Source organism: Actinoallomurus spadix (assembly GCF_024055725.1).
Taxonomy (GTDB): Bacteria; Actinomycetota; Actinomycetes; order Streptosporangiales; family Streptosporangiaceae; genus Actinoallomurus; species Actinoallomurus spadix.
In genome coordinates this window covers 1-25,588 of sequence record NZ_JAMXMX010000026.1, presented here as the reverse complement: position 1 = coordinate 25,588, position 25,588 = coordinate 1, and the positions used below count along the sequence as shown (strand labels likewise).

28 protein-coding genes and 3 tRNA genes are annotated in these 25,588 nt (G+C 70.4%); 10 read left to right on the top strand and 21 right to left on the bottom strand.

Annotated elements, in window-relative coordinates; all coding sequences use genetic code 11:
• Nucleotides 1-200: 200 nt before the first annotated feature.
• The 3 genes from nusG to NE235_RS29925 all read right to left on the bottom strand — a co-directional run bounded on the left by nusG (nucleotide 201) and on the right by NE235_RS29925 (nucleotide 1,401).
• Entirely contained in the window at nucleotides 201-932 is a 732-nt protein-coding gene (gene nusG, locus NE235_RS29935; protein ID WP_252808790.1) for a transcription termination/antitermination protein NusG, read from the bottom strand.
• Between the two features lie 49 nt (nucleotides 933-981).
• The gene (gene secE, locus NE235_RS29930) at nucleotides 982-1,224 is read right to left on the bottom strand and encodes a preprotein translocase subunit SecE (protein WP_252808788.1); all 243 of its coding nucleotides are present in this window, start codon (nucleotides 1,222-1,224) and stop codon (nucleotides 982-984) included.
• Between the two features lie 103 nt (nucleotides 1,225-1,327).
• Nucleotides 1,328-1,401 (bottom strand) — tRNA-Trp (locus NE235_RS29925).
• A gap of 187 nt (nucleotides 1,402-1,588) precedes the next feature.
• On the opposite strand from NE235_RS29925, the gene NE235_RS29920 reads away from it, so the two are divergent.
• Nucleotides 1,589-2,791: a pyridoxal phosphate-dependent aminotransferase gene (locus tag NE235_RS29920; protein WP_252808786.1), complete on the top strand. Its 1,203-nt coding sequence runs from the start codon at nucleotides 1,589-1,591 to the stop codon at nucleotides 2,789-2,791.
• A gap of 129 nt (nucleotides 2,792-2,920) precedes the next feature.
• On the opposite strand, the gene NE235_RS29915 is transcribed toward NE235_RS29920, so the two are convergent.
• From NE235_RS29915 to NE235_RS29905, 3 genes are all read right to left on the bottom strand, one after another.
• Complete coding sequence (locus tag NE235_RS29915) at nucleotides 2,921-3,673, bottom strand: hypothetical protein (protein ID WP_252808784.1); 753 nt, start codon at nucleotides 3,671-3,673, stop codon at nucleotides 2,921-2,923.
• A gap of 3 nt (nucleotides 3,674-3,676) precedes the next feature.
• A complete protein-coding gene (locus tag NE235_RS29910; RefSeq protein WP_252808783.1) occupies nucleotides 3,677-4,192 on the bottom strand; it encodes a SigE family RNA polymerase sigma factor in 516 nt (171 codons plus the stop codon).
• Between the two features lie 81 nt (nucleotides 4,193-4,273).
• Nucleotides 4,274-5,308 (bottom strand): hypothetical protein, encoded by a 1,035-nt coding sequence (locus NE235_RS29905; RefSeq protein WP_252808781.1) that lies wholly within the window; start codon nucleotides 5,306-5,308, stop codon nucleotides 4,274-4,276.
• Nucleotides 5,309-5,471: 163 nt separating this feature from the next.
• On the opposite strand from NE235_RS29905, the gene NE235_RS29900 reads away from it, so the two are divergent.
• The gene (locus tag NE235_RS29900) at nucleotides 5,472-6,527 is read left to right on the top strand and encodes an adenosine deaminase (protein WP_252808779.1); all 1,056 of its coding nucleotides are present in this window, start codon (nucleotides 5,472-5,474) and stop codon (nucleotides 6,525-6,527) included.
• 9 nt (nucleotides 6,528-6,536) lie between these two features.
• A complete protein-coding gene (locus NE235_RS29895) occupies nucleotides 6,537-7,457 on the top strand; it encodes a GNAT family N-acetyltransferase (RefSeq protein WP_252808777.1) in 921 nt (306 codons plus the stop codon).
• A 106-nt stretch (nucleotides 7,458-7,563) separates the two neighbouring features.
• Here NE235_RS29895 and NE235_RS29890 read toward each other — a convergent pair whose 3' ends face one another.
• The 8 genes from NE235_RS29890 to NE235_RS29855 all read right to left on the bottom strand — a co-directional run bounded on the left by NE235_RS29890 (nucleotide 7,564) and on the right by NE235_RS29855 (nucleotide 12,024).
• Nucleotides 7,564-8,637, bottom strand: coding sequence for a UDP-N-acetylmuramate dehydrogenase (locus NE235_RS29890; protein ID WP_252808775.1), 1,074 nt, complete (start codon nucleotides 8,635-8,637; stop codon nucleotides 7,564-7,566).
• On the bottom strand, nucleotides 8,637-9,062 hold the full coding sequence (locus tag NE235_RS29885) for a MaoC family dehydratase (RefSeq protein ID WP_252808773.1): 426 nt from the start codon (nucleotides 9,060-9,062) through the stop codon (nucleotides 8,637-8,639). The genes NE235_RS29890 and NE235_RS29885 overlap by 1 nt, the downstream gene beginning before the upstream one ends.
• A 2-nt stretch (nucleotides 9,063-9,064) precedes the next feature.
• The gene (locus tag NE235_RS29880; protein ID WP_252808770.1) at nucleotides 9,065-9,502 is read right to left on the bottom strand and encodes a MaoC family dehydratase N-terminal domain-containing protein; all 438 of its coding nucleotides are present in this window, start codon (nucleotides 9,500-9,502) and stop codon (nucleotides 9,065-9,067) included.
• Nucleotides 9,503-9,649: 147 nt separating this feature from the next.
• Nucleotides 9,650-9,814: a 50S ribosomal protein L33 gene (gene rpmG, locus NE235_RS29875; protein ID WP_252780260.1), complete on the bottom strand. Its 165-nt coding sequence runs from the start codon at nucleotides 9,812-9,814 to the stop codon at nucleotides 9,650-9,652.
• A 73-nt stretch (nucleotides 9,815-9,887) separates the two neighbouring features.
• Nucleotides 9,888-9,964, bottom strand: a tRNA-Met gene (locus NE235_RS29870).
• 101 nt (nucleotides 9,965-10,065) lie between these two features.
• Nucleotides 10,066-10,138, bottom strand: a tRNA-Thr gene (locus NE235_RS29865).
• A 117-nt stretch (nucleotides 10,139-10,255) separates the two neighbouring features.
• Nucleotides 10,256-11,383, bottom strand: a complete 1,128-nt coding sequence (locus NE235_RS38415) for an acyl-CoA dehydrogenase family protein (protein WP_252808768.1) — start codon at nucleotides 11,381-11,383, stop codon at nucleotides 10,256-10,258.
• A gap of 149 nt (nucleotides 11,384-11,532) precedes the next feature.
• Complete coding sequence (locus tag NE235_RS29855) at nucleotides 11,533-12,024, bottom strand: Lrp/AsnC family transcriptional regulator (RefSeq protein ID WP_252808766.1); 492 nt, start codon at nucleotides 12,022-12,024, stop codon at nucleotides 11,533-11,535.
• A 106-nt stretch (nucleotides 12,025-12,130) separates the two neighbouring features.
• On the opposite strand from NE235_RS29855, the gene NE235_RS29850 reads away from it, so the two are divergent.
• Nucleotides 12,131-13,351, top strand: a complete 1,221-nt coding sequence (locus NE235_RS29850; protein WP_252808764.1) for an MFS transporter — start codon at nucleotides 12,131-12,133, stop codon at nucleotides 13,349-13,351.
• A 138-nt stretch (nucleotides 13,352-13,489) separates the two neighbouring features.
• Nucleotides 13,490-15,952: a HelD family protein gene (locus NE235_RS29845; RefSeq protein ID WP_252808762.1), complete on the top strand. Its 2,463-nt coding sequence runs from the start codon at nucleotides 13,490-13,492 to the stop codon at nucleotides 15,950-15,952.
• A 6-nt stretch (nucleotides 15,953-15,958) separates the two neighbouring features.
• Here the strand turns inward: NE235_RS29845 and NE235_RS29840 are convergent, their stop codons facing one another.
• Nucleotides 15,959-16,417 carry a response regulator gene (locus NE235_RS29840; protein ID WP_252808760.1) on the bottom strand — a complete coding sequence of 153 codons (459 nt, stop codon included), beginning with the start codon at nucleotides 16,415-16,417 and terminating at the stop codon, nucleotides 15,959-15,961.
• The gene (locus tag NE235_RS29835; protein WP_252808758.1) at nucleotides 16,414-16,770 is read right to left on the bottom strand and encodes a helix-turn-helix transcriptional regulator; all 357 of its coding nucleotides are present in this window, start codon (nucleotides 16,768-16,770) and stop codon (nucleotides 16,414-16,416) included. The genes NE235_RS29840 and NE235_RS29835 overlap by 4 nt, the downstream gene beginning before the upstream one ends.
• A gap of 121 nt (nucleotides 16,771-16,891) precedes the next feature.
• On the opposite strand from NE235_RS29835, the gene NE235_RS29830 reads away from it, so the two are divergent.
• From NE235_RS29830 to NE235_RS29815, 4 genes are all read left to right on the top strand, one after another.
• A complete protein-coding gene (locus tag NE235_RS29830; RefSeq protein WP_252808756.1) occupies nucleotides 16,892-17,248 on the top strand; it encodes an STAS domain-containing protein in 357 nt (118 codons plus the stop codon).
• Nucleotides 17,249-17,426: 178 nt separating this feature from the next.
• On the top strand, nucleotides 17,427-17,777 hold the full coding sequence (locus NE235_RS29825) for a hypothetical protein (RefSeq protein WP_252808755.1): 351 nt from the start codon (nucleotides 17,427-17,429) through the stop codon (nucleotides 17,775-17,777).
• Between the two features lie 6 nt (nucleotides 17,778-17,783).
• A complete protein-coding gene (locus tag NE235_RS29820; RefSeq protein ID WP_252808753.1) occupies nucleotides 17,784-18,095 on the top strand; it encodes a hypothetical protein in 312 nt (103 codons plus the stop codon).
• Nucleotides 18,096-18,187: 92 nt separating this feature from the next.
• Nucleotides 18,188-18,991 carry a hypothetical protein gene (locus NE235_RS29815; RefSeq protein ID WP_252808752.1) on the top strand — a complete coding sequence of 268 codons (804 nt, stop codon included), beginning with the start codon at nucleotides 18,188-18,190 and terminating at the stop codon, nucleotides 18,989-18,991.
• A gap of 89 nt (nucleotides 18,992-19,080) precedes the next feature.
• Here the strand turns inward: NE235_RS29815 and NE235_RS29810 are convergent, their stop codons facing one another.
• The 3 genes from NE235_RS29810 to NE235_RS29800 all read right to left on the bottom strand — a co-directional run bounded on the left by NE235_RS29810 (nucleotide 19,081) and on the right by NE235_RS29800 (nucleotide 21,623).
• Entirely contained in the window at nucleotides 19,081-19,629 is a 549-nt protein-coding gene (locus tag NE235_RS29810) for a YciI family protein (protein ID WP_252808749.1), read from the bottom strand.
• Nucleotides 19,630-19,785: 156 nt separating this feature from the next.
• On the bottom strand, nucleotides 19,786-20,724 hold the full coding sequence (locus NE235_RS29805) for an aldo/keto reductase (protein WP_252808747.1): 939 nt from the start codon (nucleotides 20,722-20,724) through the stop codon (nucleotides 19,786-19,788).
• 104 nt (nucleotides 20,725-20,828) lie between these two features.
• A complete protein-coding gene (locus NE235_RS29800; protein ID WP_252808745.1) occupies nucleotides 20,829-21,623 on the bottom strand; it encodes an SDR family oxidoreductase in 795 nt (264 codons plus the stop codon).
• 220 nt (nucleotides 21,624-21,843) lie between these two features.
• Here NE235_RS29800 and NE235_RS29795 point away from each other — a divergent pair, with 220 nt between their 5' ends.
• A complete protein-coding gene (locus tag NE235_RS29795) occupies nucleotides 21,844-22,728 on the top strand; it encodes a helix-turn-helix transcriptional regulator (protein ID WP_252808743.1) in 885 nt (294 codons plus the stop codon).
• A 450-nt stretch (nucleotides 22,729-23,178) separates the two neighbouring features.
• On the opposite strand, the gene NE235_RS29790 is transcribed toward NE235_RS29795, so the two are convergent.
• Together NE235_RS29790 and NE235_RS29785 are read right to left on the bottom strand one after the other, a co-directional pair.
• Nucleotides 23,179-23,622, bottom strand: coding sequence for a hypothetical protein (locus NE235_RS29790; RefSeq protein WP_252808741.1), 444 nt, complete (start codon nucleotides 23,620-23,622; stop codon nucleotides 23,179-23,181).
• 437 nt (nucleotides 23,623-24,059) lie between these two features.
• Nucleotides 24,060-25,588, bottom strand: a 1,529-nt coding sequence (locus NE235_RS29785) for a hypothetical protein (protein WP_252808739.1), incomplete at its 5' end; no start/stop codon positions are given.

Genomic DNA, 25,588 nt, shown 5'->3' with positions numbered 1-25,588 from the left:
TCGCGTCGGCCCCCACTCCCGTGCGCACGGGCGACGCGGCGGCTGGAACGTCGACCGCCGCGTTGGGACCGCGTTCCCCGCGGGCACGCGGGGACGTCTATGGAGGGTATGCGCCGGAGCGTCCTGCTCCGGCGCCGCACCTCGGAGACCTGCTCGTCAGATCGTGACGACCTGGCCGTCAGATCTTGGGAAGCCGGTCGTCAGATCTTGGAGACCTGGTTGAAGGACAGCTCGACCGGAGTCTCCCGACCGAAGATCGAAACCAGCACCTTGAGCTTCTGCGCCTCGGCGTTGATCTCGTTGACCGTCGCGGGCAGCGTGGCGAACGGGCCGTCCATGACGGTGACCGACTCGCCGACCTCGAAGTCGACGGTGGCCGCGGCCTTCGCCGTCTCCTTGATCTTGGCCTGCTCCTCGGGCTCGGGCGCGAGCAGCGTCGCCACCTCACGCAGGTGCAGCGGCGACGGGGTGTTCGACAGACCGACGAAGCCGGTCACGCCCGGCGTGTTGCGGACCGCGGCCCAGGACTCGTCGGTGAGCTCCATGCGGACCAGGATGTAGCCCGGCAGGACCTTCTCGTTGACCTTCTGGCGCTTGCCGCCCTTGACCTCGGTGACCTCGTGCTGCGGCACCTCGACCTGGAAGATGAAATCCTCCATGTTGAGCGACTGGGTGCGCTGCTCGATGTTGGTCTTCACGCGGTTCTCGTAACCGGCGTAAGAGTGGACGACGTACCACTCGCCCGGCAGGAGCCGCAGCTGGGTCATGAACTCTTCGACCGGGTCCGACGCCTCGTCGGACGCCTCTTCGGACGCTTGTGCGGACGTAGCGTCGGGCTCCGTGGCGACTTCCTCAGCCTCGGCCGAAGCCGGCGCTTCCACCGACTCGGCCTCTTCGATGGCCTCGTCGTGAAGCTCTGGGGACTCGGACACGGTCACTCTTTCTCTCGTCTGTGGGTTGCTGATGGAATCCGGCACGCGATCAGCCGAAGAGCTTCAGCACAGCCCAGGAGAAGGCGTTGTCGAGACCGAACACGATCGCCACGACGATGATCACGAAGACCAGCGACACGGTCGTGTAGGTGATGAGCTCGTTTCGCGTCGGCCAGATGACCTTGCGAAGCTCGGCGACCACCTGGCGGTAGAAGAGGAGAGGGGAGGTCCGCTTCGTGACGGACTTCTCCTTGTCCTTGGTCGCGGCCTCGCCGCGCGTCTCGGTCGCCATTGGTGTCGACGCATCCCCTCAGTCGGTTGTGTCGCGAACTTCCGGTGTGGGCGTGCGTTCAGTACGCCCGCGCACGTGCGCGCCGTGCACGAACCGTATTCCGCAGGGCAGGAGGGACTCGAACCCCCAACCACCGGTTTTGGAGACCGGGACTCTGGCCAATTGAGCTACTGCCCTTCATCAGTGTCGCCATCATGGCACGCGAGAACCATGCAGGACGCCACTAGGTCACGCAGTCTACGTCCCAAACCGCCCCCGCGTCGAACCAAACGCCGATCAGACCCTCCGCGCGTCCGCGGAGCCCCGGCGCCGTAAGGGGGATATCGAGCTGAGACCTGCCGCGTCGTCTGCGACGATAGGCGGTATGAGCTCTCGAATCTCCGCTCGGATCGCCGCGATCTCCGAGTCCGCGACCCTCGCCGTCGATGCCAAGGCCAAGGCGCTGAAGGCCGCGGGGCGTCCGGTGATCGGATTCGGCGCCGGCGAGCCCGACTTCCCGACTCCGGACTACATCGTCGAGGCTGCCGTCGAGGCGTGCCACAACCCCCGGTTCCACAAGTACACGCCGGCCGGGGGGCTGCCCGAGCTCAAGGCCGCCGTCGCGGAGAAGACCAGGCGCGACTCCGGCTACGAGGTCGAGGCGTCGCAGGTCCTCATCACCAACGGCGGCAAGCAGGCGGTGTACGAGGCGTTCGCCGCGCTGCTCGACCCGGGCGACGAGGTCCTGGTGCCGACGCCGTACTGGACCACCTACCCCGAGTCGATCAAGCTGGCGGGCGGCGTCCCGGTCGACGTGGTCGCCGACGAGACCACCGGCTACCTGGTGAGCGTCGACCAGCTGGAGCAGGCCCGCACCGACCGGACCAAGGTGCTGCTGTTCGTCTCCCCGTCCAACCCGACCGGTGCGGTCTACACCCGTGAGCAGGTCGCCGAGATCGGCCGCTGGGCCGCCGAGCACGGCCTGTGGGTCGTCACCGACGAGATCTACGAGCACCTCGTCTACGGCGACGCGGAGTTCTCCTCGATGCCGGTGGTCGTGCCGGAGCTGGCCGACCGCACCCTCGTCCTCAACGGTGTGGCCAAGACGTACGCCATGACCGGCTGGCGCGTGGGATGGCTGATCGGCCCGCAGGACGTCGTGAAGGCCGCGACCAACCTGCAGTCGCACGCGACCTCGAATGTGGCGAACGTCTCACAGGCGGCGGCGCTCGCCGCGGTGACCGGCGACCTGTCCGCCGTCGCCGAGATGCGCACGGCGTTCGACCGGCGCCGCAAGACGATGGTGCGGATGCTGAACGACATCCCCGGCGTCGTGTGCCCCGAGCCGAAGGGCGCCTTCTACGCCTACCCCTCGGTCAAGGAGCTGCTGGGCAAGGAGCTGCGCGGCAAGCGCCCCCAGACCTCCGTGGAGCTCGCCGCGCTGATCCTCGAGGAGGCCGAGGTCGCCCTGGTCCCGGGCGAGGCGTTCGGCACGCCGGGCTACTTCCGCCTGTCCTACGCGCTCGGTGACGAGGACCTGGCCGAGGGCGTCGGCCGCGTGGCCAAGCTGCTGTCCGAGGCCCACTGAGCCGGCGGATCCGACCCGAGCGGACGCCACGACGCCCCACGAGTGCCACGGTGCTCGTGGGGCGTCTTCGGTGTGGCCTCGGAACCGTGGGGCGGGCCCCGGCGGGCGCGGTCGGCGGTATCCCGGCGCTCAGCCGACGCGGACGCCCTCGGCGATCTTCATGAGCCGGGCGCCGAGCGTCGGGCTGACCCCGACCCAGACCCCGAGCCCTGACCGTTCGATCCAAGTGACCTGGCCGAACGTCGCGCCGGCGGTGGCGCGCAGGGCGGCGTGGCCGTGCACCTTGGCGTGCTGCGCAGAGGGAGGGGTGAACCCCATGTCGCCGGGCTCCTTGAGCGTGGCGTCCCGTACGAGCCGTACCTCGATCCAGCCGACCGGGCCGGTCCAGCGGCAGGTCGTCGTCCGGCGGGCCCCGGTGGCGCCGGTGTGGCAGGTGTCGTGCGGGTCGATGCCCTCGGGGAGGTAGGACGGCAGCGCCTTGACGGCGTCCGGCACGGTGCCGTGCGATCCACCGGCCCCCGGGTGCCGTGACGGCCGCGTCTCCGCGTGCGTCCTGGCCGACGGGCTCGCGGACGGCGCCGTGGAACCGCCGCCGTGCGCGGTGGACGGCGACGGCGCGGCGGATCCGGACGTCGTGGCCCCACCGCCCCCGGTGTGCCGTCCCTCCGGTCCCGGAGCGCTGACCGGCTGCGGGCGGACCGCCTGATAGGTCGGGATCACCGCGATGGCGACCACGACCCCGGCGGCCGCGACCGCGATGGTCGCCCGCCGTCGTACCGTCCGCTGGTGACGGCGCCGCGCCTCATGCGCCAGCGTGCGGGGCGCGGACACCCCCGTGACATGCTCCGCCATGGCCTGCCGGAGCTCATCCTCCAGTTCCATGGTTCACCCCCTTGACGCCGCCGCCTGTGCGGACTTTCCCATTCGTTCGCGGAGCCGGGCGAGGCCTCGCGCGGCCTGACTCTTGACGGTGCCGACGGAGCAGCCGAGCATGGCGGCCGTCTCCGCCTCCGACATGTCCTCCCAGTACCGCAGGACCAGCACGGCCCGCTGGCGCGGGCCGAGCCGCTTGAGCTCCTCGATGAGGACGCCGCGCAGCTCGACGGTGCCCGCCTCGGAGGCCGTGGGCGTCTCCGGCGGGGCGGCCATCTGGACCTCCCGCAGCACGCGCCATCGCCTGGCCCGGCTCACGGACAGGTTGACCAGGATCTTGCGGACGTACGGCTCCGGGTCGGCGCCGGGTTTCATCCTGCCCCAGTGCCGATACGCCTTCTCCAGGGCCGTCTGCAGCAGATCCTCCGCATCCGTCCGCCCCCCGCACAGCAGCTGGGCGGTCCGAAGCAGCGCTGTCCCACGCTGCGCCACGAACTCGACGAATGACTCGTCGTCTCGACGCGCCACGGCACTCCGTCCGTCGTAGGCCCTCTATTCATGTCGATCGGTCGCGGGTGGCCCACCGCGCAGGGCCACCCGCGCCGAGCCTCAGTGCAGCCGGCGCAGCTGCGTGGCGATCGCCGGGAGCTGGGCCGAGTAGGCCGGGCTGCCGGTGAGGTAGATCGCGTAGCCCTTGTCCGAGATCCACAGCATGCCGGTGCTCAGCGGGCTCTGCCAGGTCTGGATGCCGCCGGCCGAGACCACGTCGCCCTCGGGGAGCTTGAGGTCCGCGGCCAGCTCCTTGACCGTGACCTGCGCCGGGACGTTCAGCCGCTCGACCGTGAGGTACTTGCCGCCGGCCGCCGTGAACTTCTGGGCGACGGCGCAGATCTTGCCGCTCTGGATGGTGATCGAGTGGCTGTGGGCGGCGGCGAGGTGCAGGCCGGTGGGCAGCGTGACGTCCTTCGCCTTGGAACGCTCGGTCTTGATCACGGCCGGCACCGAGTCGCAGGACGGGAGCTTGGCCTCAGGCACCTGAGCCTTCGGCAGCCCCGGCTTCGCGACGGGAACGGAGGGGACGGCGGGCTTGGGCGCGCTCTGCGCGGCCTGGACCTGGCCGGGCGCGCAGGTCGGCAGGGTGGCCGGAGCCTTGCCGGACGGAGCCTTCACCGCGCCGGCCGGGAGGGTCGACGGCGCCTTGGCCTTGTCCGTGGGCAGCGGCAGGTTCGGCTTCGCGGCGGTCTTGCCCTTCTCGGCGGCCTGCGGCAGCTCGCCCGACTTCGGCAGCTTGTCCGTGGGGAGCTTGCTCTCGGGCAGCTGAGCCTTGGGCAGCTCGGCCTTGGGCACCTCGCCCTTCGGCAGCTTGCCCTTGGGGAGCTTGGTCTCCGGCAGCTCACCCTTCGGCAGCTCACCCTTCGGGAGCTTGCCGTTCGGCAGCTTGGCCTGGGGCACGGTCACGCAGGTCGGCGCGGCGCTGGGGAGCGCGCCGCCGGCCCGCTTGGCGACCTCCTTCGCGGTGTCCGCGACCGGCTTGGCGGACGGCGCCGGCGAGTTGCTCCCGACGGCCGCGTAGGCGAAGCCGCCGGCGGCGATGGCGCCCGCGGCGCCGGTGGCCAGTGCTGCCAGCTTCAGGTTAACGATCACATCTATCCCTTTCGGCGCGGTTTGACTCTCGCGCCCCTCATCTACGCGTGGGCCCCAGGGGAGGTTGCACGGTTCCTCGAAGTTTTTTTCGGGCCACCGCGCACCGATGCCGTTCGGGGGAGGTCGCCGCAGGTCCGGGCGGCGCGTACGGCAAGATCGGTGCATGGAGGCCCGTCCCATCACCGCTCTGCCCAAGGCCCATCTGCACGTCCACTTCACCGGCTCGATGCGCCACCGCACGCTCGTCCAGCTCGCCGACAAACACCGGGTCCACCTGCCCGACGCCCTCGTCGAGGAGTGGCCTCCCCGGCTGCGCGCCACGGACGAACGCGGCTGGTTCCGGTTCCAGCGCCTGTACGACATCGCGCGTTCGGTGCTGCGGGATGAGGACGACGTGCGGCGGCTGCTGCGCGAGGCGGCCGAGGACGAGGCCGCGGAGGGCTCCGGCTGGCTGGAGATCCAGGTGGACCCGAGCGGGTACGCCGGACGGTTCGGCGGGCTGACGGCCTTCACCGACCTGGTGATGGACGCGACCCGGGAGGCGTCCGCGGCCACCGGGGTCGGCATCGGCGTGATCATCGCGGCCAACCGGACCCGGCACCCCCTCGACGCCCGGACGCTGGCGCGGCTCGCCGCCCAGTACGCCGGGCACGGGGTCGTCGGGTTCGGCCTGTCCAACGACGAGCGGCGCGGCCGGGCGCACGACTTCGACCGGGCGTTCGCCATCGCCAAGCGGGCCGGGCTGCTCTCCCTGCCGCACGGCGGTGAGCTCCTCGGCCCCGCGAGCGTACGAGCCTGCCTCGACGCGCTGCGGGCCGACCGGATCGGGCACGGGGTGCGCGTCGTCGAGGATCCGGCCCTGATGGACAGCGTCGCGGATCGCGGCGTCACCCTCGAGGTGTGCCCGTCGTCCAACGTCGGCCTCGGCGTCTACGCCGCAGCCGGTGACGTGCCCCTGCGACGCCTCTTCGCGGCGGGCGTGCCGATCGCGCTGGGCGCCGACGACCCGCTGCTGTTCGGGTCACGGCTGGCCTGTCAGTACGAGCTGGCCCGCCGGGACCACGGGTTCACCGACGAGGAGCTGGCCGAGCTGGCGCGCCACTCGATCCGGGGCTCGGCGGCCCCCGGCGAGACGCAGAAACGCCTCCTGGACGGAGTGGACGCCTGGCTCAGGACACCGCCCGGAACGACCCGCACGGCGGCGGACGAAATGGAATGATCGGACACCGTGATCCTCCGTACCGCGACTGCCGAAGAAGCCGCCCGGCTGGCCCCGTATCTCCCCGTCACGCACGCCGTCCTCGACGGTGACCGGCTGGCCGGCGGACTGAGCCTGATCGAGACGCGGCCCGGCGTCCGGGAGGTCGGCGTCTGGGTGATCCCCGAGGAGCGCCGCAGAGGGGTCGCGAGCAAGGCCCTGCGGACGCTGACCCAGCGGGCCGAGGAACGGCTGGAGATGGTCACCGACGTCGCCGACACCGTCTCCCAGCGCGTCGCGCTGAACGCCGGGTTCACGCGCGAGTCCGTGCGGCGCGGCAGCGGCCCGGAGGGCGGCGGCCGGCCGGACGAGGTCGTCTGGGCCTGGCTGCCGGGTGATCCCCCCGGCCCGGCCGCGCGGCCGCTGCCGGACCTGCGGGACGGCGAACTGCGCGACGGCGAGGTGACCCTGCGCCCGCTCGGCCCCGCCGACGCGGACGACCTGTGGGCGCTGATGAACCTGCCGGACGTCCGCCACCGGTCCGTGTTCACGCACGAGCGGCCGCGCGCCGAGGTCGTACGGCGGTGCGAGCGCGCGGCGAGCGAGTGGCTGGCCGGTCACCGCGCCGACTTCGCGATCCGGGTCGGCGACGCGTTCGCCGGGGACATCGGCCTCTACTACGAGGCGTGGAGCCGCCAGGCGATGATCGGCTACAGCATGCTGCCGGAGTTCCGCGGCAGGGGCGTCGCGACCCGCGCCGTGCGCCTGGTCGGCGCCTGGGCGTTCGAGATCGGCGTGCAGCGGCTCGTGGCCGGGACGATGACGGACAACACGGCGTCACAGCGGGTGCTGGAGAAGGCCGGGTTCGTCCGCGAGAGCGTGCAGCGGTCCCGGTTCGACCGCCCGGACGGCACGCGCGTCGACGACGTCCTGCACGTCCTGCTCCCCTGACCAGGCGGCACGCGCATCGACGACGCTCCGCACGTGCTCTCCTGACCAGGCGGCACGCGCGTGGAGACGTCCCGCGCCCTTGACGGACGGGTGCGGGGCCCGCCCGTCAGAGACGGACGCCGACGAAGACGGGTTCGTTGACGAGGGTGACGCCGAAGGCCGCGCGGACGCCGTCCCGGACCTCGCGGGCCAGGACGAGGAGGTCCTCGGTGCTCCCCCCGTCCGCGTTGGTCAGCGCCAGGGTGTGCTTGGTCGAGATCCGGACGGGTCCCCGGGCGTACCCCTTCGTGAAGCCCGCCTTGTCGATCAGCCAGGCCGCCGAGGTCTTCACGCGCCCATCCTGCTCCGGATAGCGCGGGAACGCCGCGTCCGGGCCGAGCCGGTCGGCGACGCGCTTCTCCAGGTCGGTGACCTGGTCGGGGTCCAGGATCGGGTTGGTGAAGAACGACCCGGCGCTCCGCGTGTCCGGATCGGCCGGGTCGAGGACCATGCCCTTGCCGCGGCGCAGCCCGAGGACCGCCTCGCGGGCGTCGCGGAGCGGCACCCGGGCCCCGGGGTCGACCCTGAGCGTCCGGGCGAGCTCGGCGTACCGGATCGGGGCGGACAGGTCGTCGTTCCTCAGCGCGAACGTCACCTCGAGCACGACGTGCCGGTCGGCGCCCTTGAACACGCTGCTGCGGTAGCCGAACCGGCAGGCGTCGCGGCCGAGGACGACGACCTCGCCGCGTTCGCGGTCGTACGCGCGGACCTCGACGATCGTCTCGCTGACGTCCTGGCCGTACGCGCCGACGTTCTGGATGGGCGTGGCGCCGAGCAGGCCGGGGATGCCGGACAGGCACTCGACCCCGGACAGCCCCTCCTCGACGCACCGGGCGACGAACGGGTCCCATTCCTCACCGGCGCGGGCCCGGACGAGGACGCGGCCGTCGCCGGGGCTCCCCGCCCCCGTGGTCACGCCGCGCGTGGCGACGTGCACGGCGGTGCCGGGAAAGCCCGCGTCGGCGACGACGAGGTTGCTGCCGCCGCCGAGGACGAGCACCGGCTCGCCCTCCCGGTCGGCGCGGCGGACGGCGTCGATGAGCTCGTCATCGGTCGTGGCCTCGACGAACCGCCGCGCGGGGCCGCCGAGCCGCAGAGTCGTGTAGCCCGCGAGGCGGACCTGTTCGCAGCGGACCGCCATCAGGCGAGGCGGACTCTGGCCTTGGCGCGGGTGAGGACCTTCTGGCCGTCCGACCGGGCGGTCAGCGCGACGACGACCTCGTTGCCGTCGAGCTTGTCCTCGATCACACCGGTGATCTCGATCTCGGTGCCGCCGTCGTTCGGCACGACGACCATCGAGGAGAACCGCACGCCGTAGTCCACGACCGCGCCGGGGTCGCCGGCCCAGTCGGTGACGTACCGGCCGCCCTGCGCCATCGTGAACATGCCGTGCGCGATCACGTCGGGCAGGCCGACGGACTTGGCGAACTGCTCGTTCCAGTGGATCGGGTTGAAGTCACCGGACGCGCCGGCGTACTTCACCAGGTCCAGCCGCTGGACCGGGTAGGTCCTGGCGGGGAGCTCCTGGCCGACCTCGACCTCGTCGTACTTCACCGTGGCGGCCATGGTCAGGCACCTCGCTCGATGATGACGTTGTGGGACGTGCACACGTGCTCGCCGTCGACCGTCGTGATCACGGTCTGCAGGTCGAGGCGCTCGTTGCGCCCGATGGAACGGATGCCGGCGATCGTCGACTCGGCGGTGACGACGTCACCCGCGCGCAGGGGCCGGTTGTACTCGAACCGCTGCTCGCCGTGGACGACCATCGCGTAGTTCAGGCCGAGCTCGGGGTCGGCCAGGCCCGCGCCGGTGAGCGAGATGACGATCGGGAAGGTCGGCGGCGCGATCACGTCGGGGTGCCCGGCGGCCTTGGCCGCCTCCGGGTCGCGGTAGACCGGGTTCAGGTCGCCGATGGCGTCCGCGAACTCCCGGATCTTCAACCGGGTGACCTCGTACGGCTCCGAGGGCGGGAAGGCCCGCCCGATGAAATCGCGGTTGAGCGCCATTCAATCCGTCCCTTCCCGGGGATACCCGCGTCCGCGCCGGGTGATCGTTGCTGCGACGTTAACAGACGTGCTTCAGCCCGCCCCGGCGACTGGGCCGGGACGGGCTGTGAACGCTGGGGAACGCCGGCCGGCGAGCCCGCTACCGCCTCAGCGGGTCTCGCGGTGCGCCTGGTGCTTACGGCAGTTCGGGCAGTACTTCTTCAGCTCCAGGCGATCCGGGTCGTTACGCCGGTTCTTCCGGGTGATGTAGTTGCGGTGCTTGCACTCCTGGCAGGCCAGCGTGATCTTTGGCCGTACGTCGGTGGCAGCCACGAGGGAGTGCCTTTCTGGTGAGGGACACTGGACAACGACCTACCGCTCCCCTGCGAGAGGGGAGGCGGTGAGGTGGTAGCGGAGGCCGGACTTGAACCGGCGACACAGCGATTATGAGCCGCTTGCTCTGCCTGACTGAGCTACTCCGCCGCGGGTCGGGACGACCGGAGAAAAGAATACCGGACTCTCCGGGCGTGCCCGAACAGACGAAACCCCGGTCCACTGCGGCGGACCGGGATATCGGCTGCTAGAGCCCCCTTACGGAATCGAACCGTAGACCTTCTCCTTACCATGGAGACGCTCTGCCGACTGAGCTAAGGGGGCGTGCGCCCTTCCGCGCTCCGTAACCATACACGCTGCGCGGCCCGGACACGAAATCGATTCGCCGCCCCGCCCTCCGTACGGATGGGCGCGCTCGTTCAGGGCCGTACGCCCCGTGCGTCAGCGGAGCAGCTGGCGGGCGATGACGACCTGCTGGATCTGGCTGGTCCCCTCGTAGATCCGGAACAGGCGCACGTCGCGGTACAGCCGTTCGACGACGACACCGCGCATGTAGCCCATGCCGCCGAAGATCTGGACGGCGCGGTCGGCGACGCGACCGGCCATCTCCGAGCAGAAGTACTTCGCGCAGGAGGGGCCGAGCCTGCGGTCCTCCCCCGCGTCGTACGCCTCCGCCGCCCGCAGCACCATCGCGCGGCCCGCGTACAGCTCGGTCTGCGAGTCGGCGATCAGCCCCTGGATCAGCTGGTACTCCCCGATCGCCCGGCCGCCCTGGCGCCGCTCCCTGGCGTACGCGACCGTCTCGTCGAGGAGTCGCTGCGCGACGCCGACGCACACGGCCGCGATGTGCAGCCGGCCGTGCGCGAGCGAGGACATCGCGGTGCGGAAGCCGGTGCCCTCCTCGCCGACCATCGCGTCCGCCGGGACGCGTACGCCGTCGAAGAGGACCTCGGCGGTGTGCGCGCCGCGCTGGCCCATCTTCTCGTCGGACGGCCCGACCGTGAGGCCGGGCGTGCCCGCCTCGACGATGAACGTCGAGATCCCCCGTGACCCCTCGCCGCCGGTCCGGGCGAACACCATGAACACGTCGGCCTCGGGCGCGTTCGTGATGAAGCGCTTGGCGCCGTCGATCCGGTAGTGGTCGCCGTCGCGTACCGCCTTGGTCGCCAGGGCGCTGGGGTCGGAGCCCGCCTCCGCCTCGGTGAGCGCGAACGCCGCGACGGCCTCCCCGGCGGCGAGCCGCGGCAGCCAGCGGTCCCGCTGCTCGGCGGTCCCGGCCTTGACGAGGACCTGGCCCGCGATGCCGTTGCTGGTGCCGAACATCGACCGGAACGCCGGGCTCGCGGACCCGAGTTCGAATGCGAGGCGCACCTCCTCGCTCATCGACAGGCCGAGCCCGCCGTACGCCTCCGGCAGCGCGTAGCCGAAGAGGCCCATGTCGCCCGCGGCCCGCCGGAGGTCGTCCGGGATGCGGTCCGTGGTCTCGATCTCGTCCTCACGCGGAATCACCCGCTCGCGGACGAAGGTCCGTACGGCGTCGAGCACGTCTGCGAAGTCCTGGGCGTCCACGCGACCTCCGATAACCGAATCGGATTCTTGTCCAGGAACACTCTATTCGGGCAGACCAGACTGATCGCCGTTGACTCTGACACTGTGTGAGCGCCTACACCCCGTGACGGCTCGCCGCGCGGAAGCGGCACGGTGACCCGCGGCGGTGCTCAGCGGGTCCAGCCGGACGAGCGCGTGACCGGGCGCTCCTCGTCCACCGGGGCCTCCACGGGACGTCCCTCGTACTGCGTGGACAGGACGACATGCGTGTTCATCTCCCCGTGCTCGCCGAGGCGCTCCAGGAGCCCCTCCAGATGACGCATCGACGCGACGCGTACCCGCAGCATCGAGCACCAGCTCCCGCTGAGCTTGTGCACCTCGGTGACCTCGGGGAAGTCCTCGGCCGTCGTCGTCTTCAGCAGGCATCTGCCGAGCGCGCACCGCATCTGCACGAACGTCGTCAACGGCAGGCCGGCCCGCGCCGCGTCGATCCGCGCCGAGTACCCGGCGATCACCCCGGTCTCCTCGAGACGGCGGACGCGTTCGGCGACGGCCGGCGGCGACAGGTGCACGCTCTGCGCGAGCCGGTTGTACGAGAGGCGCCCGTCGCGCTGCAGCTCGGCGAGGATGCGCCAGTCCGTCTGATCCAGCGGTCTGTCCATTCGAAAACCCTGCACCGGTAATTCCTTTGCGAACAAGCGGCGGATCCGGCGGATCTCCGCTGATCACCCGTTCTTCCGCGGCGACGGATTTTCTAGCGTCTTACGCATGCGAACGCCCCCTGTCATGAAATCCCGGGACACCGCGTCCGTGCCGCGCGGACGCTCGATGACGGCGCTGTTCTGTGGCGCCGCCCTGATGAACGCGGCGATGGCCATGGCGAGCGCGGTCGCCGTGATCGTGGCGGGAGACGCGCTCGGCGCGGCCTGGGGCGCGGTGCCGAACACCGCGGGCGTCGTCGGCACGGGCGTCGGCGCGCTGGCCCTGACCCGGCTCGCGGAACGGCGGGGCCGGCGCGCCGGGCTGATCCTCGGGTATGCCGCCGCCGCGTTCGGCGCCGGCCTCGCGGTCGTCGCCGTGGCCGCCGGGGACGTCCTCGTGCTGGCCGCCGGCATGCTCCTGCTCGGCCTCGGCAACGCCGGGGCACAGTTGTCGCGGTACGCGGCCGCCGACCTGTACCCCGGGCACCGGCGCGGGTTCGCCCTGGGCGTGCTGGTCTGGGCCGGTACGGTCGGCGCGGTCGGCGGTCCGCTGCTGCTCGGCCCGTCGAACGGCGTCGCGCGCCGCCTCGGCGCCGCCGCGATGACGGGACCGTTCCTCGCCGCGGCGGTCGCCGGTGCGGCCGCGGCGGTCGCCGCCCTGGGAGCACCGGCGGGCCGCGTGCGGGTCGCCGCGTCTCCCGTGCCGCTGCGCGACCTGGTGCGCACGCCCGCAGCCCGGTCCGCGCTGGCGGTCATGGTCACCGCGCAGGTCGTCATGGTCGCCGTCATGACCGCCGCGCCCGTGGACATGCACCTGCACGGCCAGGGGCTCGGCGCGGTCGGGCTGGCCCTGTCGGCGCACACGCTCGGGATGTTCGCGCTGTCGCCGGTCACCGGGCGGCTGTTCGACCGCGTCGGCGCCCGCCCGGTCATGCTCGCGGGACTGGTGTCGCTGGCCGTCGCGGCGCTGCTCGCCGCGGTCGTGCCGGAGGGCGACATGGGGTCGCGGGCCGGCGCGCTGTTCCTGCTCGGGTACGGGTGGAACCTGTGCTTCGTCGGCGGCAGCGGCCTGCTCGCCCGCGACCTGCCCGCGGATGAGCGGGCCCGCGTCGAGGGCGCGGTCGACGCCGCGGTGTGGGGCGTCGCGGCCGCAGCCAGCCTGGCCTCCACCCTTCTCCTGTCCGCCGGTGGGTACCCGGCCCTGGCGGGCCTGTCGTGCGTGCTCCTGGCGGTGCCGCTCCTCCTGGTCCTGTCCGGGCGTGACGTCACGCCGCCGTCATCGCCGTGACAGGGCCGGAGATTAGTCCGCGTACCGGCCCGAAGCCATTCCACGGAGAGGAGAAAAGAACTATTCTGACTGTCGATTTATCTTCATATCGATGGTCACATCAGTTCTCTTTTCAAGTATATCAACGGAGGGCCGGAATTGTCCAACAGCGAGCTCGAGCACGAACAGGAATACGTCGCGATGCTCTACCGGCGGGTCGACGAGCTGCGCGAACAGGCTTCCGGGCGGCTGGCGGAAGCCCTGCGGGACAACGGCGGGACCCGGCAGGCGCGCGTCGAGCGGGAGTCCGCGTTCGCCCGGTACGCCGAGCGGGTCGCGAAGCTGGATGCCGCCGAGAACGGCCTGTGCTTCGGCCGGCTCGACCTGCGCTCCGGCGGACGGCGCTACATCGGCCGGATCGGCATCCTCGACGACTCCGACGAGGGCGACCCGCTGCTGGTCGACTGGCGCGCGCCGGCCGCCCGCCCCTTCTACGTGGCCACCGCCGCCGCGCCGGAGGGCGTACGCCGCCGTCGCCACATCACCACGCGCCGGCGCCGCGTGGTGGACCTGGACGACGAGGTCCTGGACAGCGAGGCGCTGGACACCGCCGACGAGGAGGGACTGATCGGAGAGGCCGCGCTGCTCGCCGCGGTCAACGCCGGGCGTACCGGCCGGATGCGGGACATCGTCGAGACGCTGCAGGCGGAGCAGGACGAGATCATCCGTTCCGACCACCGCGGCGTGCTGGTCGTCCAGGGCGGACCCGGCACGGGCAAGACGGCCGTCGCGCTGCACCGCGCCGCGTACCTCCTGTACACCCACCGGCACCTGGCCAAGCGCGGTGTCCTGGTCGTCGGCCCGAACGCGACGTTCCTGCGGTACATCGGCCAGGTGCTGCCCGGCCTCGGCGAGACGAACGTGCTGCTGTCCACGATCGGCGGCCTGTTCCCCGGCGTGGACGCCAGGCGCTCCGAACCGCCCGAGGCCGCCGCGGTCAAGGGCAGGGCGTTGATGGCCGACGTGGTGGCCGCCGCCGTACGGGACCGGCAAGCCCCGGCCGCCGGTCCGGTGGAGATCCCGTACGGCGACGGGACGCTGCGGCTGGAGGAAGAGGACTACCGTCGCGCGGCGGCGGTGGCGCTGAGCGGTCCGGTGCTCCACAACGAGGCTCGACGGATCTTCGTGCGCGAGATCCTCGACCTGCTCACCCGGCAGGCCGCCGAGCGGATCGAGGCCGTCGTGCTCGACGACGACGGGTTGCCCCTCGACGGCGGCGACGGGCGGGGCGTACTCGGCGAGGCGGACGTACGCGCCCTGCTCGCGGCCGGGTACCCCGGGGACCTGCTCGACGCCGACGGCGATGAGGACGGCGACGGGGACGGGCGGCCGCTGCTCGACGAGTCCGACCGGGCGGAGTTGCGCGCGGAACTCGCCGCCGCCGCCGGCGTACGGACCGCGCTCGACGCGATGTGGCCGAGCCTGACCCCGCAGCGGCTGCTGGAGGACCTGTTCGCCGATCCCCGGCGCCTCGCCTCGGCCGCACCCGGCCTCACCGGCGCGGAGCGGGCGTCGCTGTGGCGGGAGCCGGGCGGTGGCTGGACGCCGGCGGACGTTCCCCTGCTGGACGAGGCCGCCGAACTCCTGGGCGCGGACGACCGTACGGTCGGCGCGCAGGCGAGGGCCAGGGCGCGGGCCGCGGCCGAACGCCGCGAGCAGATCGCCTACGCGCGGGGCGTGCTCGACATCACGATCGGCTCGCGGTCCATCGACCTGGAGGAGGGCGACGAGCCCGAGATCCTCACCGCCGCCGACCTGCTCGGCGAGGAGGAACTGGCCGAACGGCAGGAGGTCACGGTCCACCGGACGGTGGCCGAACGGGCCGCCGCCGACCGGACCTGGACGTTCGGGCACGTGATCGTGGACGAGGCGCAGGAGTTGTCGGCGATGGCGTGGCGGCTGCTCATGCGGCGCTGCCCGAGCCGTTCGATGACGATCGTGGGTGACGTGGCCCAGACCGGTGACGCGGCCGGCACGTCCTCGTGGGAGGGCGTGCTGCGGCCGCACGTCGGCGAGCGGTGGCGCCTCGCGCAGCTGACCGTGAACTACCGCACCCCGGCCGAGATCATGGCCGTCGCCGCCGGTCTGCTCGCCGCGCTCGACCCCGGCCTGCGGCCGCCCCGCTCCGTACGGGAGACGGGAGTGCCGCCCTGGCGCCTGTCCACCGCGCCGGAGGACCTGCCGGGGATCCTGGCCGAGCGCGCCGCGCGGGAGGCGGCGGCGCTCGGGGACGGCCGTCTCGCCGTCATCGTCCCGGAGACCCGGCTCACGGAACTCGCCGGCGCCGTCGCGGCCGCCGTCCCCGAGCTCGCCTACGGCGCCGACCCGGACCTCGAGCGCCGCGTGGTGATGCTGACCGTGCGCCAGGCCAAGGGCCTGGAGTTCGACTCGGTCCTGATCGCCGACCCCGCGGCGATCCTGGCCGCCTCCCCGCGCGGCCGGAACGACCTGTACGTCGCCCTCACCCGCGCCACGCAGCGGCTCGGAATCCTCCACCCGGGCCCGGCCCCCGCCGAACCGGCCCTGGAGTCGGTGCCGGAGGTCGGGGCCGAACGGACCTGACGGGCCTCAGGCCGCCTGTGAGGTACGGGGCAGGCGGGCCGTGTGGACGAAGAAGCCCTTGATGCGCTGGATCGCGGTCGTGAAGGCGTCGAGGTCCACGGGCTTCGTCACGTACGCGTTGGCGCGCAGCAGGTAGATGGCGCTGATGTCGTCGAGGCTGGCGGAGGTCGTGAAGATGACGACCGGGATCGACCGCAGCTCCGCGTCGGACTTGATCTGTTCGAGCACCGCCCGCCCGTTGTACTTCGGCAGGTTGAGGTCCAGGAGCACCAGGTCGGGGCGGGGAGCGTCGGCGTACGCGCCGCGGCGGTAGAGGAAGTCGAGGGCCTGCTCCCCGTCCTCCAGCAGGATCAGCCGCGGCGCGACGCCGGCGTCGTGATCGGCGAACGCCTCCTGGATGAGGATCTGATCGCCCGGGTCGTCCTCGACGATGAGGATGGTGACCGGCTGCTCGGGAGCGCTCACCGGGACACCGCCCGGTCACCGGCCGGCGCTTCGAAGGACTCGTGCTTGTCGTCGTGGTCGGCGAACAACGTGAGGAGCCCTTCGACGCGGTGGTCGGCGTCCGCGGGGTGCCGGAACGGGCGGGTGGGGTCGACGCTGTAGTGGTTCCGCCGCCCGACCTTGGTCCGGGCGATGTAGCCGGCCTCTTCGAGATCGTTGACGATCGTCTGCGCGGCGCGTTCGGTGATGCCGATCGTGTCGGCGATGTCACGCAGGCGCGTCTGCGGGTTACGCGTGATGACGATCAGCACCCGGGCATGGTTGGTCAAGAAGGTCCACGGCTTCTCATCGGCCGTACCGCCGCCCTGCCTCACGTGATCTCCCTCTCCAGCCCCGGTGTCACCGGCGACCGACCCCTCGACTCATGAGCGTTGTTTACGGAATATTATTTCATGAACACTTGACCGTCACTACTGGGAGGGAGACGCTCAAGAGGTGCTGACACACCCCGCTCCCCGGTCGACGCCGGCCGGGCACCCATTCGGCACCGCCGTGATCATCACCAGCACCATCGGTGATCAGGTGAGTGTCGCCCTGGCCGGTGAGGTCGACGCGACCAACGCCGACCGGCTGCGGACGACGCTGTTCACGCACATCGACGAGGGCCGCACCGAGGTGATCCTCGACATCAGCGCCCTGACCTTCATCGACTGCGCCGGAGTGACCGCCGTACGCAAGGCCGCCGCGTACGCGAAGGCCGCCGGAGGATCGCTCCGGCTCTGCGGCGAGCCCCACCCCGCCGTCCACCGGATCCTGCAGCTGACCCGGATGGCCGCCTCGGCCACCGGCTAACGAGCGGCGCCACAGACCGCCGGTCGCCGGATCGGCCGATGACGACATCTTCCCGCGCGCCTTGACCGAGGTGTGGGAGGCTGCCTCCGCAACCAAGATCAACAGTGGACCGGACCGCCCCGTCGTTCGCCTCATGCAAGTCCTCGTTCACGAAGCCGCGGTGAGCTCTGGAGTGTCGATGGCTGATTCCGACGAAGTCGATGGCGACCCGTCCGGTATCGGAGAGGCCGCGCACGGCCGAGTGTGCGCCCGAGTCGGCTCCGACGGCCTGCTGGAGCGATTGGACCTGGATCCTCGCCTCTTGCGGCTGCGTTCCGAGGAGTTGGCCGGCCATATCGTCTCGGCGGTGCGCGCGGCACAGAACGACCGGCTGGCCAGAGGCGAAGACCCTCCGGCACCGGCACCGGCACCGTTGGACCCGGAGACACTGGTCCGCCGCCTGGACGAAATGGAGGCGCAGGCGGACCGCGGATACGCGCGATTGACGGCGACACTCGACGAGATGCTGCGACGGTTGGACGGTGGGTGAAAGCTGATGGAGCAGCGAATCAGGATCGACGCCGATGGTCGGCACACCTCCGGGCGAGGTTTCCGGACCCTGGCGGAGGAGTACCAGGAATTTGTTGGCAGGCTGGAGCAGGAGTGGGGAGAGGAATCCCCGCTCCCCTACCTGGCCTTCTCCGAGCCTTATTCGCGGTTGAGACGATCGCTGCTGGAGCGTTGCGAGCAGCTCGGCACGGCTCTGCGGGACACCGGCGACGGCCAGACGATCATGGCGGAGACCAACGTCGCCACCGAGCATCTTCTCGCCACGCTCGCCGAGCGAGCGGGACAGGTGGAAGCGTGAGTGTCCTGAGCGACCCGGTCGTCGCCGCCGGGCTGAGCATCCTCGGAGTTCCGCCGCTGCCGGATCTCCGCCTGCTCGACGAACACATCGCCGTGCTGGACAAGGCCGCCGCCCACCACGCGGGACTCGCCGATGACAGCGTCGGCGCCATCCGGCTCGGGAACACCAACCAGGGCCCGGCCGCCACGGCGGTCCGGACTCACTTCACCGGTGGCCAGGGGGCGCTTCCCCGAGCCGACGACCTAGCCCACCGCCTCCACACGACGGCCGATGGCCTGCGGACCGGCAAGAGTTACCTTGAGTGGATCATCGGCCTGCTCGCCGCGACCGCGGCGGCCGCCGCGGTCGCGGTCGCCTACTTCCCGGAGTTGCTGCCTCGCCTGGCCGGTACGGCCAAACGGTTCTTCGGCATGATCGAGGACGCCATGAGGAGCCTCGGGCGCATCTTCACTCGACTCGGTGAAAGAAGCACCTCCAAGAGAGTCGACGTCGTGGCCGGCCGCCTTCACGAACAATGGCGCGCCCCGCGACGCCTGGAAGACGGCACCTTCGAGCCGAGGATCAAGAGCACCACCGATTCGGCGTGGATCAGCAGACACGGCACGGATCAGGTCGACATCGCCAATACGAGATACGGGGATCTGCCGGCGGACTGGCAGAAGGAAAATAAGGAGTCCGCGCGTGTGGCGGTTCACCTTGTGACGGACGCCAAGAAAGAGGGCGTTGACACGGGAAGCAGCGACTTCATGGAGTCCGCCAGCGCGAAGGTGCACGACGCATGGCTCGAGCGGAACGGCGAATGGGCACCTCCCGAGCAGAAGCTCCCCTATGAAGAGCTGTCCGAAGCCGAGAAGGAGAAAGACCGGGTCGTCGTCCGTAAGGCTCTGGACATCTGATCCCCCAGCCGGTCCGAGGCGTGGGCCAGGCGTCCCCCTACCCTCCTGAACCTGGAGCCGGGCGGACACGAAGGTGAGCGACGGCCGCGTTACCGGCGTCCGCCGAACTCCCACGCGTGGACCTCGACGCCGGCATACCGGTGCGGAGCCAGCACCGCGCGCGCCGCGTCCGGATCCGGCGCCCTGACCAGCACCGCCGTGCCCACCCAGGCCGCGCCGTCGTCGGACAGCAGCGGCCCGAAGGCGATCAGCTCGTCCTCGCCGGGCGGCAGGACGAGTTCGGCGTCCTTCTCCGGGCCCAGACCGAGCACCAGAAAGCGGTCCCCGCCGGTCCGGCCGCCGGGAAAGTCCCACATCGTGCGCCCCAGCATGTTCCGCCACCGGCGCACCAGCACATCCCGGTACACGCCGGCCTGGTAGTTCGGCTCGTCGAAGGCGAACGCGCGGGCGGCTGCCGGATCGGGCAGGTCGACGATGTGCACACTGCCGGTGGGCGTCTCCCCGTCATCGGCGAATGTCGGACCGCGGGCGATCAGCTCCCTCGCGTACCGGTCCATGTAGGACCAATGCCGCTCCGACAGTTCGTAACGCAGCGCCAACGAGCCGGGCCGATCACGGTGATAGCAGAAGAACTCCATGCTCCGGCAGTCTCCCCCATCGCCACCTGCTCGGTCGGCCGCTCCGCCGGGACGGCGCTGCCGGCGATCAGGGCGAGGGCACGTCACCCCGGCGGCTCGGCCGTCGTGGTGGCCAGGTCAGCGTGCGGCCGGCGGTCGGCCTCGCGTCGTCGTCGCCTATGCGCCGTCCAGCGCCGCCAGCTCCTCCTCGGTGAGGATGGTGGACGCGCCTACCACGGCCTGCTCGACCTGTTCGACGCTGCCGGCTCCGACGATCGGGGTCAGCGCCGGGCTCCCGGAGGCCAGCCACGCGAGCACCACCTGGCCCGGTCGGAGTCCGCGCGCAGTGGCGACGCGGCTCAGCGCCGCCAGCCGTCGTTCGGTGCCGGGATGGCGGTACTCGATCTCGAGCGGGCGATCGTCGCGGTCGTATCGGCCCTGGAGGGTGGCGGTGTAGACCCAGCCGTCGACCGACGGGTTGCGGCGCAGGAAGTCGAGGCCGTCCGGTGACAGCATTCCCAGCGGGATCGGCTGACCCTCCACGGCCATGCCGCCGGCGGGCTGGAGGTAGGAGTAGCGCTGCTGGTACGCGCCTGGTTGCGGGTGGCCGGCGTGTTCGGCGGTGGCCCGGATCCGCTCGAGCAGCCAGGACGGGTGGTTCGACACGCCCCAGCGAGCGGTCAGGCCGTCACGGACCAGGCCGCCGAACGTCTCGACCAGGTTCTCCACCGGAACGGTCGGGTCTTCGACGTGCGCCCAGTACAGGTCCACACGGTCCACGCCCAGCCGCTCCAAACTCTTCGCCATCGCTCCGCGAACGACGTCCTCGCGCAGCCCTTCGAGGTGGTCGGGGAACCCGCCGACCCGCGTGGGCTGGGCACCGACCTTGGTACTGAGACGGACACGGACCCCGGGGTTGGACGCCAGCCAGCGGCCCAGCAGCGCCTCGCTCTGGCCGCCGAAGCCGGTCTCGGAGGTCCAGAAGCTGTAGTTGTCGGAGGTGTCGATGAAGGCTCCGCCCAGTTCGGCGTACCGGTCGAGGATCGAGAAGGCGGTCCGTTCGTCCACCCTGGTGCCGAAGTACATCGCTCCGAGGGCCATCGTCGGTGTGTTCATGGCACGAGCCTCGTTGCTGGAGCGCGCTCCAGGTCAAGTCGCGGGTTCACGGAACCCTGCGGGAGTACGGTTCGCCGGCGTCGATGATGTCCTCGCCTGGCGGCCTACGCGGTTGTGGCGATGCCGCCGTCAACGGGGATCACGGCGCCCGTGAGGTATGCGCCTGCCCGGCTGGCGAGGAACACGGCGGCACCCGCCATGTCGTCGTCGCGGCCGATCCGGCGGAGTGGAGCCGACGCCGCGATCGCCTCGCCGAACTCATCGAGCGTTGCAGCCATCATCGTCGACGGGAACGGTCCCGGCGCCACGGCGTTCACGGTGACGTGCTGCGGTCCCAGTTCCTTGGCGAGCACTCTGGTGAGTTGATGCAGTGCGGCCTTGCTGCTGGAGTACGAGTAGTTGGGCCGCTGGGGGATGTGGATGGCGGCGATACTGCCGATGTTGATGATCCGCGCGGGATCGTCCGCGGTGCCCGCCCTGCGAAGTGCGGGCAGCAACGCCTGGACCAGCCAGAACGGCGACTTCAGGTTGAGGTCGACGACCGTGTCCCAGGCCGCGTCTGGGAACGTCGCCAGCGGCTCGTCCCACATGGCGCCCGCGTTGTTGACGAGGATGTCGAGACGCTCCGAGCCGGCGGTGACGAGGTCGGACAGTCGCCGACACTCGTCATGGCGGGACAGATCGGCGGGAATGGCCCGCACCTCACCGAATTCGGACAGCTGCTCCTGCGCCTGAGCGCACGCTTCTGCGTTGCGAGAGCTGATGAGCACGCGACCGCCCGCCTGGAGAAGGCCACGCGCGATCATCATTCCGATGCCTCTGGTGCCACCGGTGACGAGCGCGCGCTTTCCACTCAGATCGAAGAGTTCTGCATGCGTTGTGAATCGGTCGTCTGCCACTTGCGGTCCTTCCAGGTGTGCGGGAGGGCTTGGCGGAGGACCAGCAGGTCGAGGTGTTCAACGCCGAGCTCGCCGGCCGACTTCTCGAAGCTCTGCAGGGTCTCTCTGCCTTGCTGGGTCCCTCCCATGAGACCCGTATTCGTGCGCGGGTGGGAGTTACCGCTCTACCGGGTAACGGCAGTACCTCCCAGCACACCGCCGCACGACCTACGGTGGTGAGGTGACCGACAGCGGAAGGCATGAGCGGGCCGACGAGGTGCGACAGTTCCTCAGTACTCGTCGGGCCCGCATCACGCCGCAGCAGGCAGGGCTGCCCGTCTTCGGTGTCAATCGACGTGTGACCGGGTTGCGCCGGGAGGAGGTGGCACTGCTGGCCGGGATGAGCGTTGACTACTACATCCGCCTCGAACGCGGGAACTTGAGCGGCGCCTCGGACTCGGTGCTGGACTCCTTGTCCCACGCACTTCAACTCGACGATGCCGAGCGGGCCTACCTCTACGACCTGGCCCGCGCGGCCACGGCGTCCGAGCGCCGACCACCCGCTCCGCCTGGGCGGATCCGCCCGGTGATTCTGCGGATGCTCGACGCGATGACCGACCTGCCGGCCTACATCCGCAACGGACGGTTCGACATCCTCGCCGCCAACTCTCTCGGCCGGGCTCTGTATGCCCCGGTCTACGATTCCCCGTTGTTCGCGCAGCGTGGTCCGGTCAACACCGCGCGGTTCCTGTTCCTCGATCCTGGCTCCGCCGATTTCTGGTCCGAGTGGGAGAAAGCCGCCAACGACTCGGTCGCCTTCCTGCGCACCGAGACCGGCCGCTCGCCGCGGGACAAGGGCCTGACGGACCTGATCGGCGAGCTCTCCACAAAGAGCGACGAGTTCGCCCGGCGGTGGGCCAGGCACGACGTGAAGTTCCCCCGCTCCGGCGTGAAGCGACTCCACCACCCGCTCATCGGGGACCTGGCCCTGCCCTACGAAGCCCTCGATCTGCCCGCTGACCCCGGGCTCTGTATCACCGTCTACTCGCCCGCGCCCGACTCACCCGAACGCCAGGCACTCGATCTTCTGGCCAGCTGGACCGGCTCGACCGCACTGCAGCGCTGACAATCGCGACGGAAGCGACGGCAGAGGGGATGACCCCGGCAGGCGGCGCTGTGGCGCGTGCGGACGCCCTTCAGATTCCGTGCCACACGCGTGCCAGATAGGCCGGTGATCGGAATCCACGAGGATCAGAAGATCATGAAAGCGAAACGGCCCCTGACCGCATCTCTGCTGGTCAGGGGCCGTCCCACCTGATGTGGCGGGTCCAGGATTCGAACCTGGGTAGGCTGAGCCGACGGATTTACAGTCCCACCACCAAACGCCGTTGACCTGCACCAACACGATCCCTGTGGGGATTCTGGGCGCATATTCGGCATGATCAAGCATCCGGGGCCACGTGATGCGCTTGTCGCACTGGCCCCCAGGCGCGCTTTCCATTTGGCTACGTGGCAATCGACTCCCCCCGACAGGCCGGTCTTGGGCGAGTCGGGAGGTCTCCTTACGCAGCAATGATCAAAAGATTTCCATCCATAGAACCATTAGAGCTGCGGCAATCACCATCAACACAAGCCCCCACGCCGGCGTCGATGCCCACAGCACCCAGATCAGCAAAGTACATAGCAGTCCAATGCGCATAGGGCTCTCGCCGTACTGACTGTTATGTATCGAGACCGTCCCCACTACGAAGATTAGGATGATCTGCCACCAGGACATATGCGCTTGCCAGTGAGCGACGTCATGCCATTGATGAACTACCCATCGCTGCAAGGACTGCACAAGCTTGTCGCCGTTGACGTTATTGGCGCTGACGTGAATCCCGAGCTTCTTGAGCGCCGCCTTCCCTGCCTGATAGATCGCAATGATTGCGGCGGTTAGTCCCGCTAGGCCGACCACGAAGCTATTTATCTTCTTAACAGACCCAACGACTCCACGAGGCTCGGCCTGCGGCCGATTCATATTAGCCACAGCCTCTGCGAGATTCTCGGAGATCTCTCGAAGCTGCTCAGACCAGCCTGAAGGATGGTTCGTTCCGGCCGTTGCCGGTGCGGGAACGCAAGATCCCCAAGCCGGGCGGGTCGGGCAAGGTCAGAAGCCTTGGGATTCCGACGGTTGCTGACCGGGTCGTTCAGGCGGCGTTCGGAAAGTAGCGCGTGCGCCACACCCGCACCATCTGGCGGTACTGACACGCCCCGGCTTTGTCAGGGCTGCTCCCACCCTCCCCGGCACCACCCGGATCGGGCTGCCCTCAGCTTCACCGGCCTGCTGCGACAGACCGGGGGCGAAGGTCTCTCACTCCCACTCGAACCAACAGCGCCTCACGGCGCAAACCGAAAGAGCGACAGAGCCGTTGACCGTACAGTCCCCGCGTGTCCCCGATCGGCGGGTGGACCGGCTCACCGAAGGGTGATCACGGTGACTTCGACACACGCCTTGTCGGGGCCGTAGCCGCTGTGGCTGCTCGCGGCCCAGGGGATGCCGTTGTCGTGGGTGATGTAAGGGCCCGGCGGCCGGTGGTGGCCGGTGGTACCGACGCGAGCCGAGGTGACCTGAGTGCCGGTGGTGGGTGACCCGCTCGTCTTTGACGGCAGACCCTTTTGCAGGGCCCGGAGCCGGGGATCACGGGCGTAGGCGGCCGCCAACATGTTGGGCTTGTCGTTGTCGGTTTCTTCTTCGGTGCCGTACCCGGAGTCGGAGTCGGAGTTGTTTTCGGGGCTGCGGGGGTTGTTGTGCCAGGCGGTGGGGAGGGGCGCGCCGAGCTCGAAGCTGGAGTTGGAGCCGGACCGGTCGTATCTGCTCTGCCCGCTGGTGGTGCCGTATCGGGTGGTGTCGTATCGGGTGGTGTCGTATCGGGTGGTGCCGGAGTCCGGGTCGTTCCCGTCGACTTCCTGCCATGCCTGCAACGCGGTGGGGTCCCAGTCCATGGGGTCCGGGTCCTCGTCCGGCCCGCCGGCGTCACTGCCGTCAGCACCGGCACCATCGCTTGTCCCGTCCCCGCCGGTCCATTCCATCTCCAGCGGGAGTTGCGCGGGCCTCGTGGCGTCCCAGTGGTTGGTGGGGTGGGCCAAGGTGACCATGAGGGATTGGGTGTCCCCGATGATGGTTTGGCCGATGGTTCCGGTGCTGTTGGGGTGCAGGAGGCGGATGCGGAATGGGGGCAGGCCGGGGAACACGTGCGGGGCCAGCCAGGGGACCAGGTCCCCACCCTGGTCGGCCCATCCGCGAGGCGTGCGGATCTGGTCGGCGATCTGTTTCCAGGGATCAAGATCACCGTGGTCGGCTTCCAGCAACCGCGGGTCGATTATCTCGGACTGCAACGCGTCGGCGACCGCGAGCTCGTAGGCGGAGTCGTAGGCGGCGCGCCACTCCTGCTCGGCGATGGCGAGCACCGAATCGGGGATCAGGCCGCGGATGGCCGGATTTTCGAGTGCCTGCGCGAACATGGCCCGCATCTGAGGGACATCGAGTTCATCGACGGGAACAACGCCCATGGCCTCAAGCGTGAGCTTGAGCGCCATGTAGAAACAATCGCCGTCATGGGCCACCTCGACCAGCTCCAGCAGTTCCTGCTCCAAAAACCGCCGGACCTGCTCCCGCTGCTCCTGCTGCTCCTGCTGCTGTTGCCGATCGTTGGGCACAGCTTCCCAGTGGTCTGTGCTAGGGCTGGGGGCGGTGTTGAGTGGCCGGTGCGATCCGGGAAAGCCATCCGCGTCAGTGGACGCGGCGATCGGCCGGCTCGGTGTTCGCGCGGGCACCTTGGCCAGCGGGCCATACCAGCCGGTCTTCCCCGTCTTCCAGGTCCCGAATGCGCCCGGGCGCAGCTCTTCGACCTTGGCGAAGACCCCCGCGCGGACCGCACCGAGAATGCCGAGGCCGTTGAGGTCGTTCCCGGTCTGTGGCTCCTTGTCCATGGCCGTGATGAGTT

What these genes read in the sequence shown, in the direction of transcription:
- secE (WP_252808788.1), bottom strand. Translation starts at nt 1,224, where the DNA reads ATGGCGACCGAGACGCGCGGCGAGGCCGCGACCAAGGACAAGGAGAAG.
- NE235_RS29920 (WP_252808786.1), top strand. Translation starts at nt 1,589, where the DNA reads ATGAGCTCTCGAATCTCCGCTCGGATCGCCGCGATCTCCGAGTCCGCG.
- NE235_RS29915 (WP_252808784.1), bottom strand. Translation starts at nt 3,673, where the DNA reads ATGGAACTGGAGGATGAGCTCCGGCAGGCCATGGCGGAGCATGTCACG.
- NE235_RS29900 (WP_252808779.1), top strand. Translation starts at nt 5,472, where the DNA reads ATGGAGGCCCGTCCCATCACCGCTCTGCCCAAGGCCCATCTGCACGTC.
- NE235_RS29890 (WP_252808775.1), bottom strand. Translation starts at nt 8,637, where the DNA reads ATGGCGGTCCGCTGCGAACAGGTCCGCCTCGCGGGCTACACGACTCTG.
- NE235_RS29885 (WP_252808773.1), bottom strand. Translation starts at nt 9,062, where the DNA reads ATGGCCGCCACGGTGAAGTACGACGAGGTCGAGGTCGGCCAGGAGCTC.
- NE235_RS29880 (WP_252808770.1), bottom strand. Translation starts at nt 9,502, where the DNA reads ATGGCGCTCAACCGCGATTTCATCGGGCGGGCCTTCCCGCCCTCGGAG.
- NE235_RS29855 (WP_252808766.1), bottom strand. Translation starts at nt 12,024, where the DNA reads ATGGACAGACCGCTGGATCAGACGGACTGGCGCATCCTCGCCGAGCTG.
- NE235_RS29850 (WP_252808764.1), top strand. Translation starts at nt 12,131, where the DNA reads ATGCGAACGCCCCCTGTCATGAAATCCCGGGACACCGCGTCCGTGCCG.
- NE235_RS29825 (WP_252808755.1), top strand. Translation starts at nt 17,427, where the DNA reads ATGGCTGATTCCGACGAAGTCGATGGCGACCCGTCCGGTATCGGAGAG.
- NE235_RS29820 (WP_252808753.1), top strand. Translation starts at nt 17,784, where the DNA reads ATGGAGCAGCGAATCAGGATCGACGCCGATGGTCGGCACACCTCCGGG.
- NE235_RS29810 (WP_252808749.1), bottom strand. Translation starts at nt 19,629, where the DNA reads ATGGAGTTCTTCTGCTATCACCGTGATCGGCCCGGCTCGTTGGCGCTG.
- NE235_RS29805 (WP_252808747.1), bottom strand. Translation starts at nt 20,724, where the DNA reads ATGAACACACCGACGATGGCCCTCGGAGCGATGTACTTCGGCACCAGG.
- NE235_RS29790 (WP_252808741.1), bottom strand. Translation starts at nt 23,622, where the DNA reads ATGAATCGGCCGCAGGCCGAGCCTCGTGGAGTCGTTGGGTCTGTTAAG.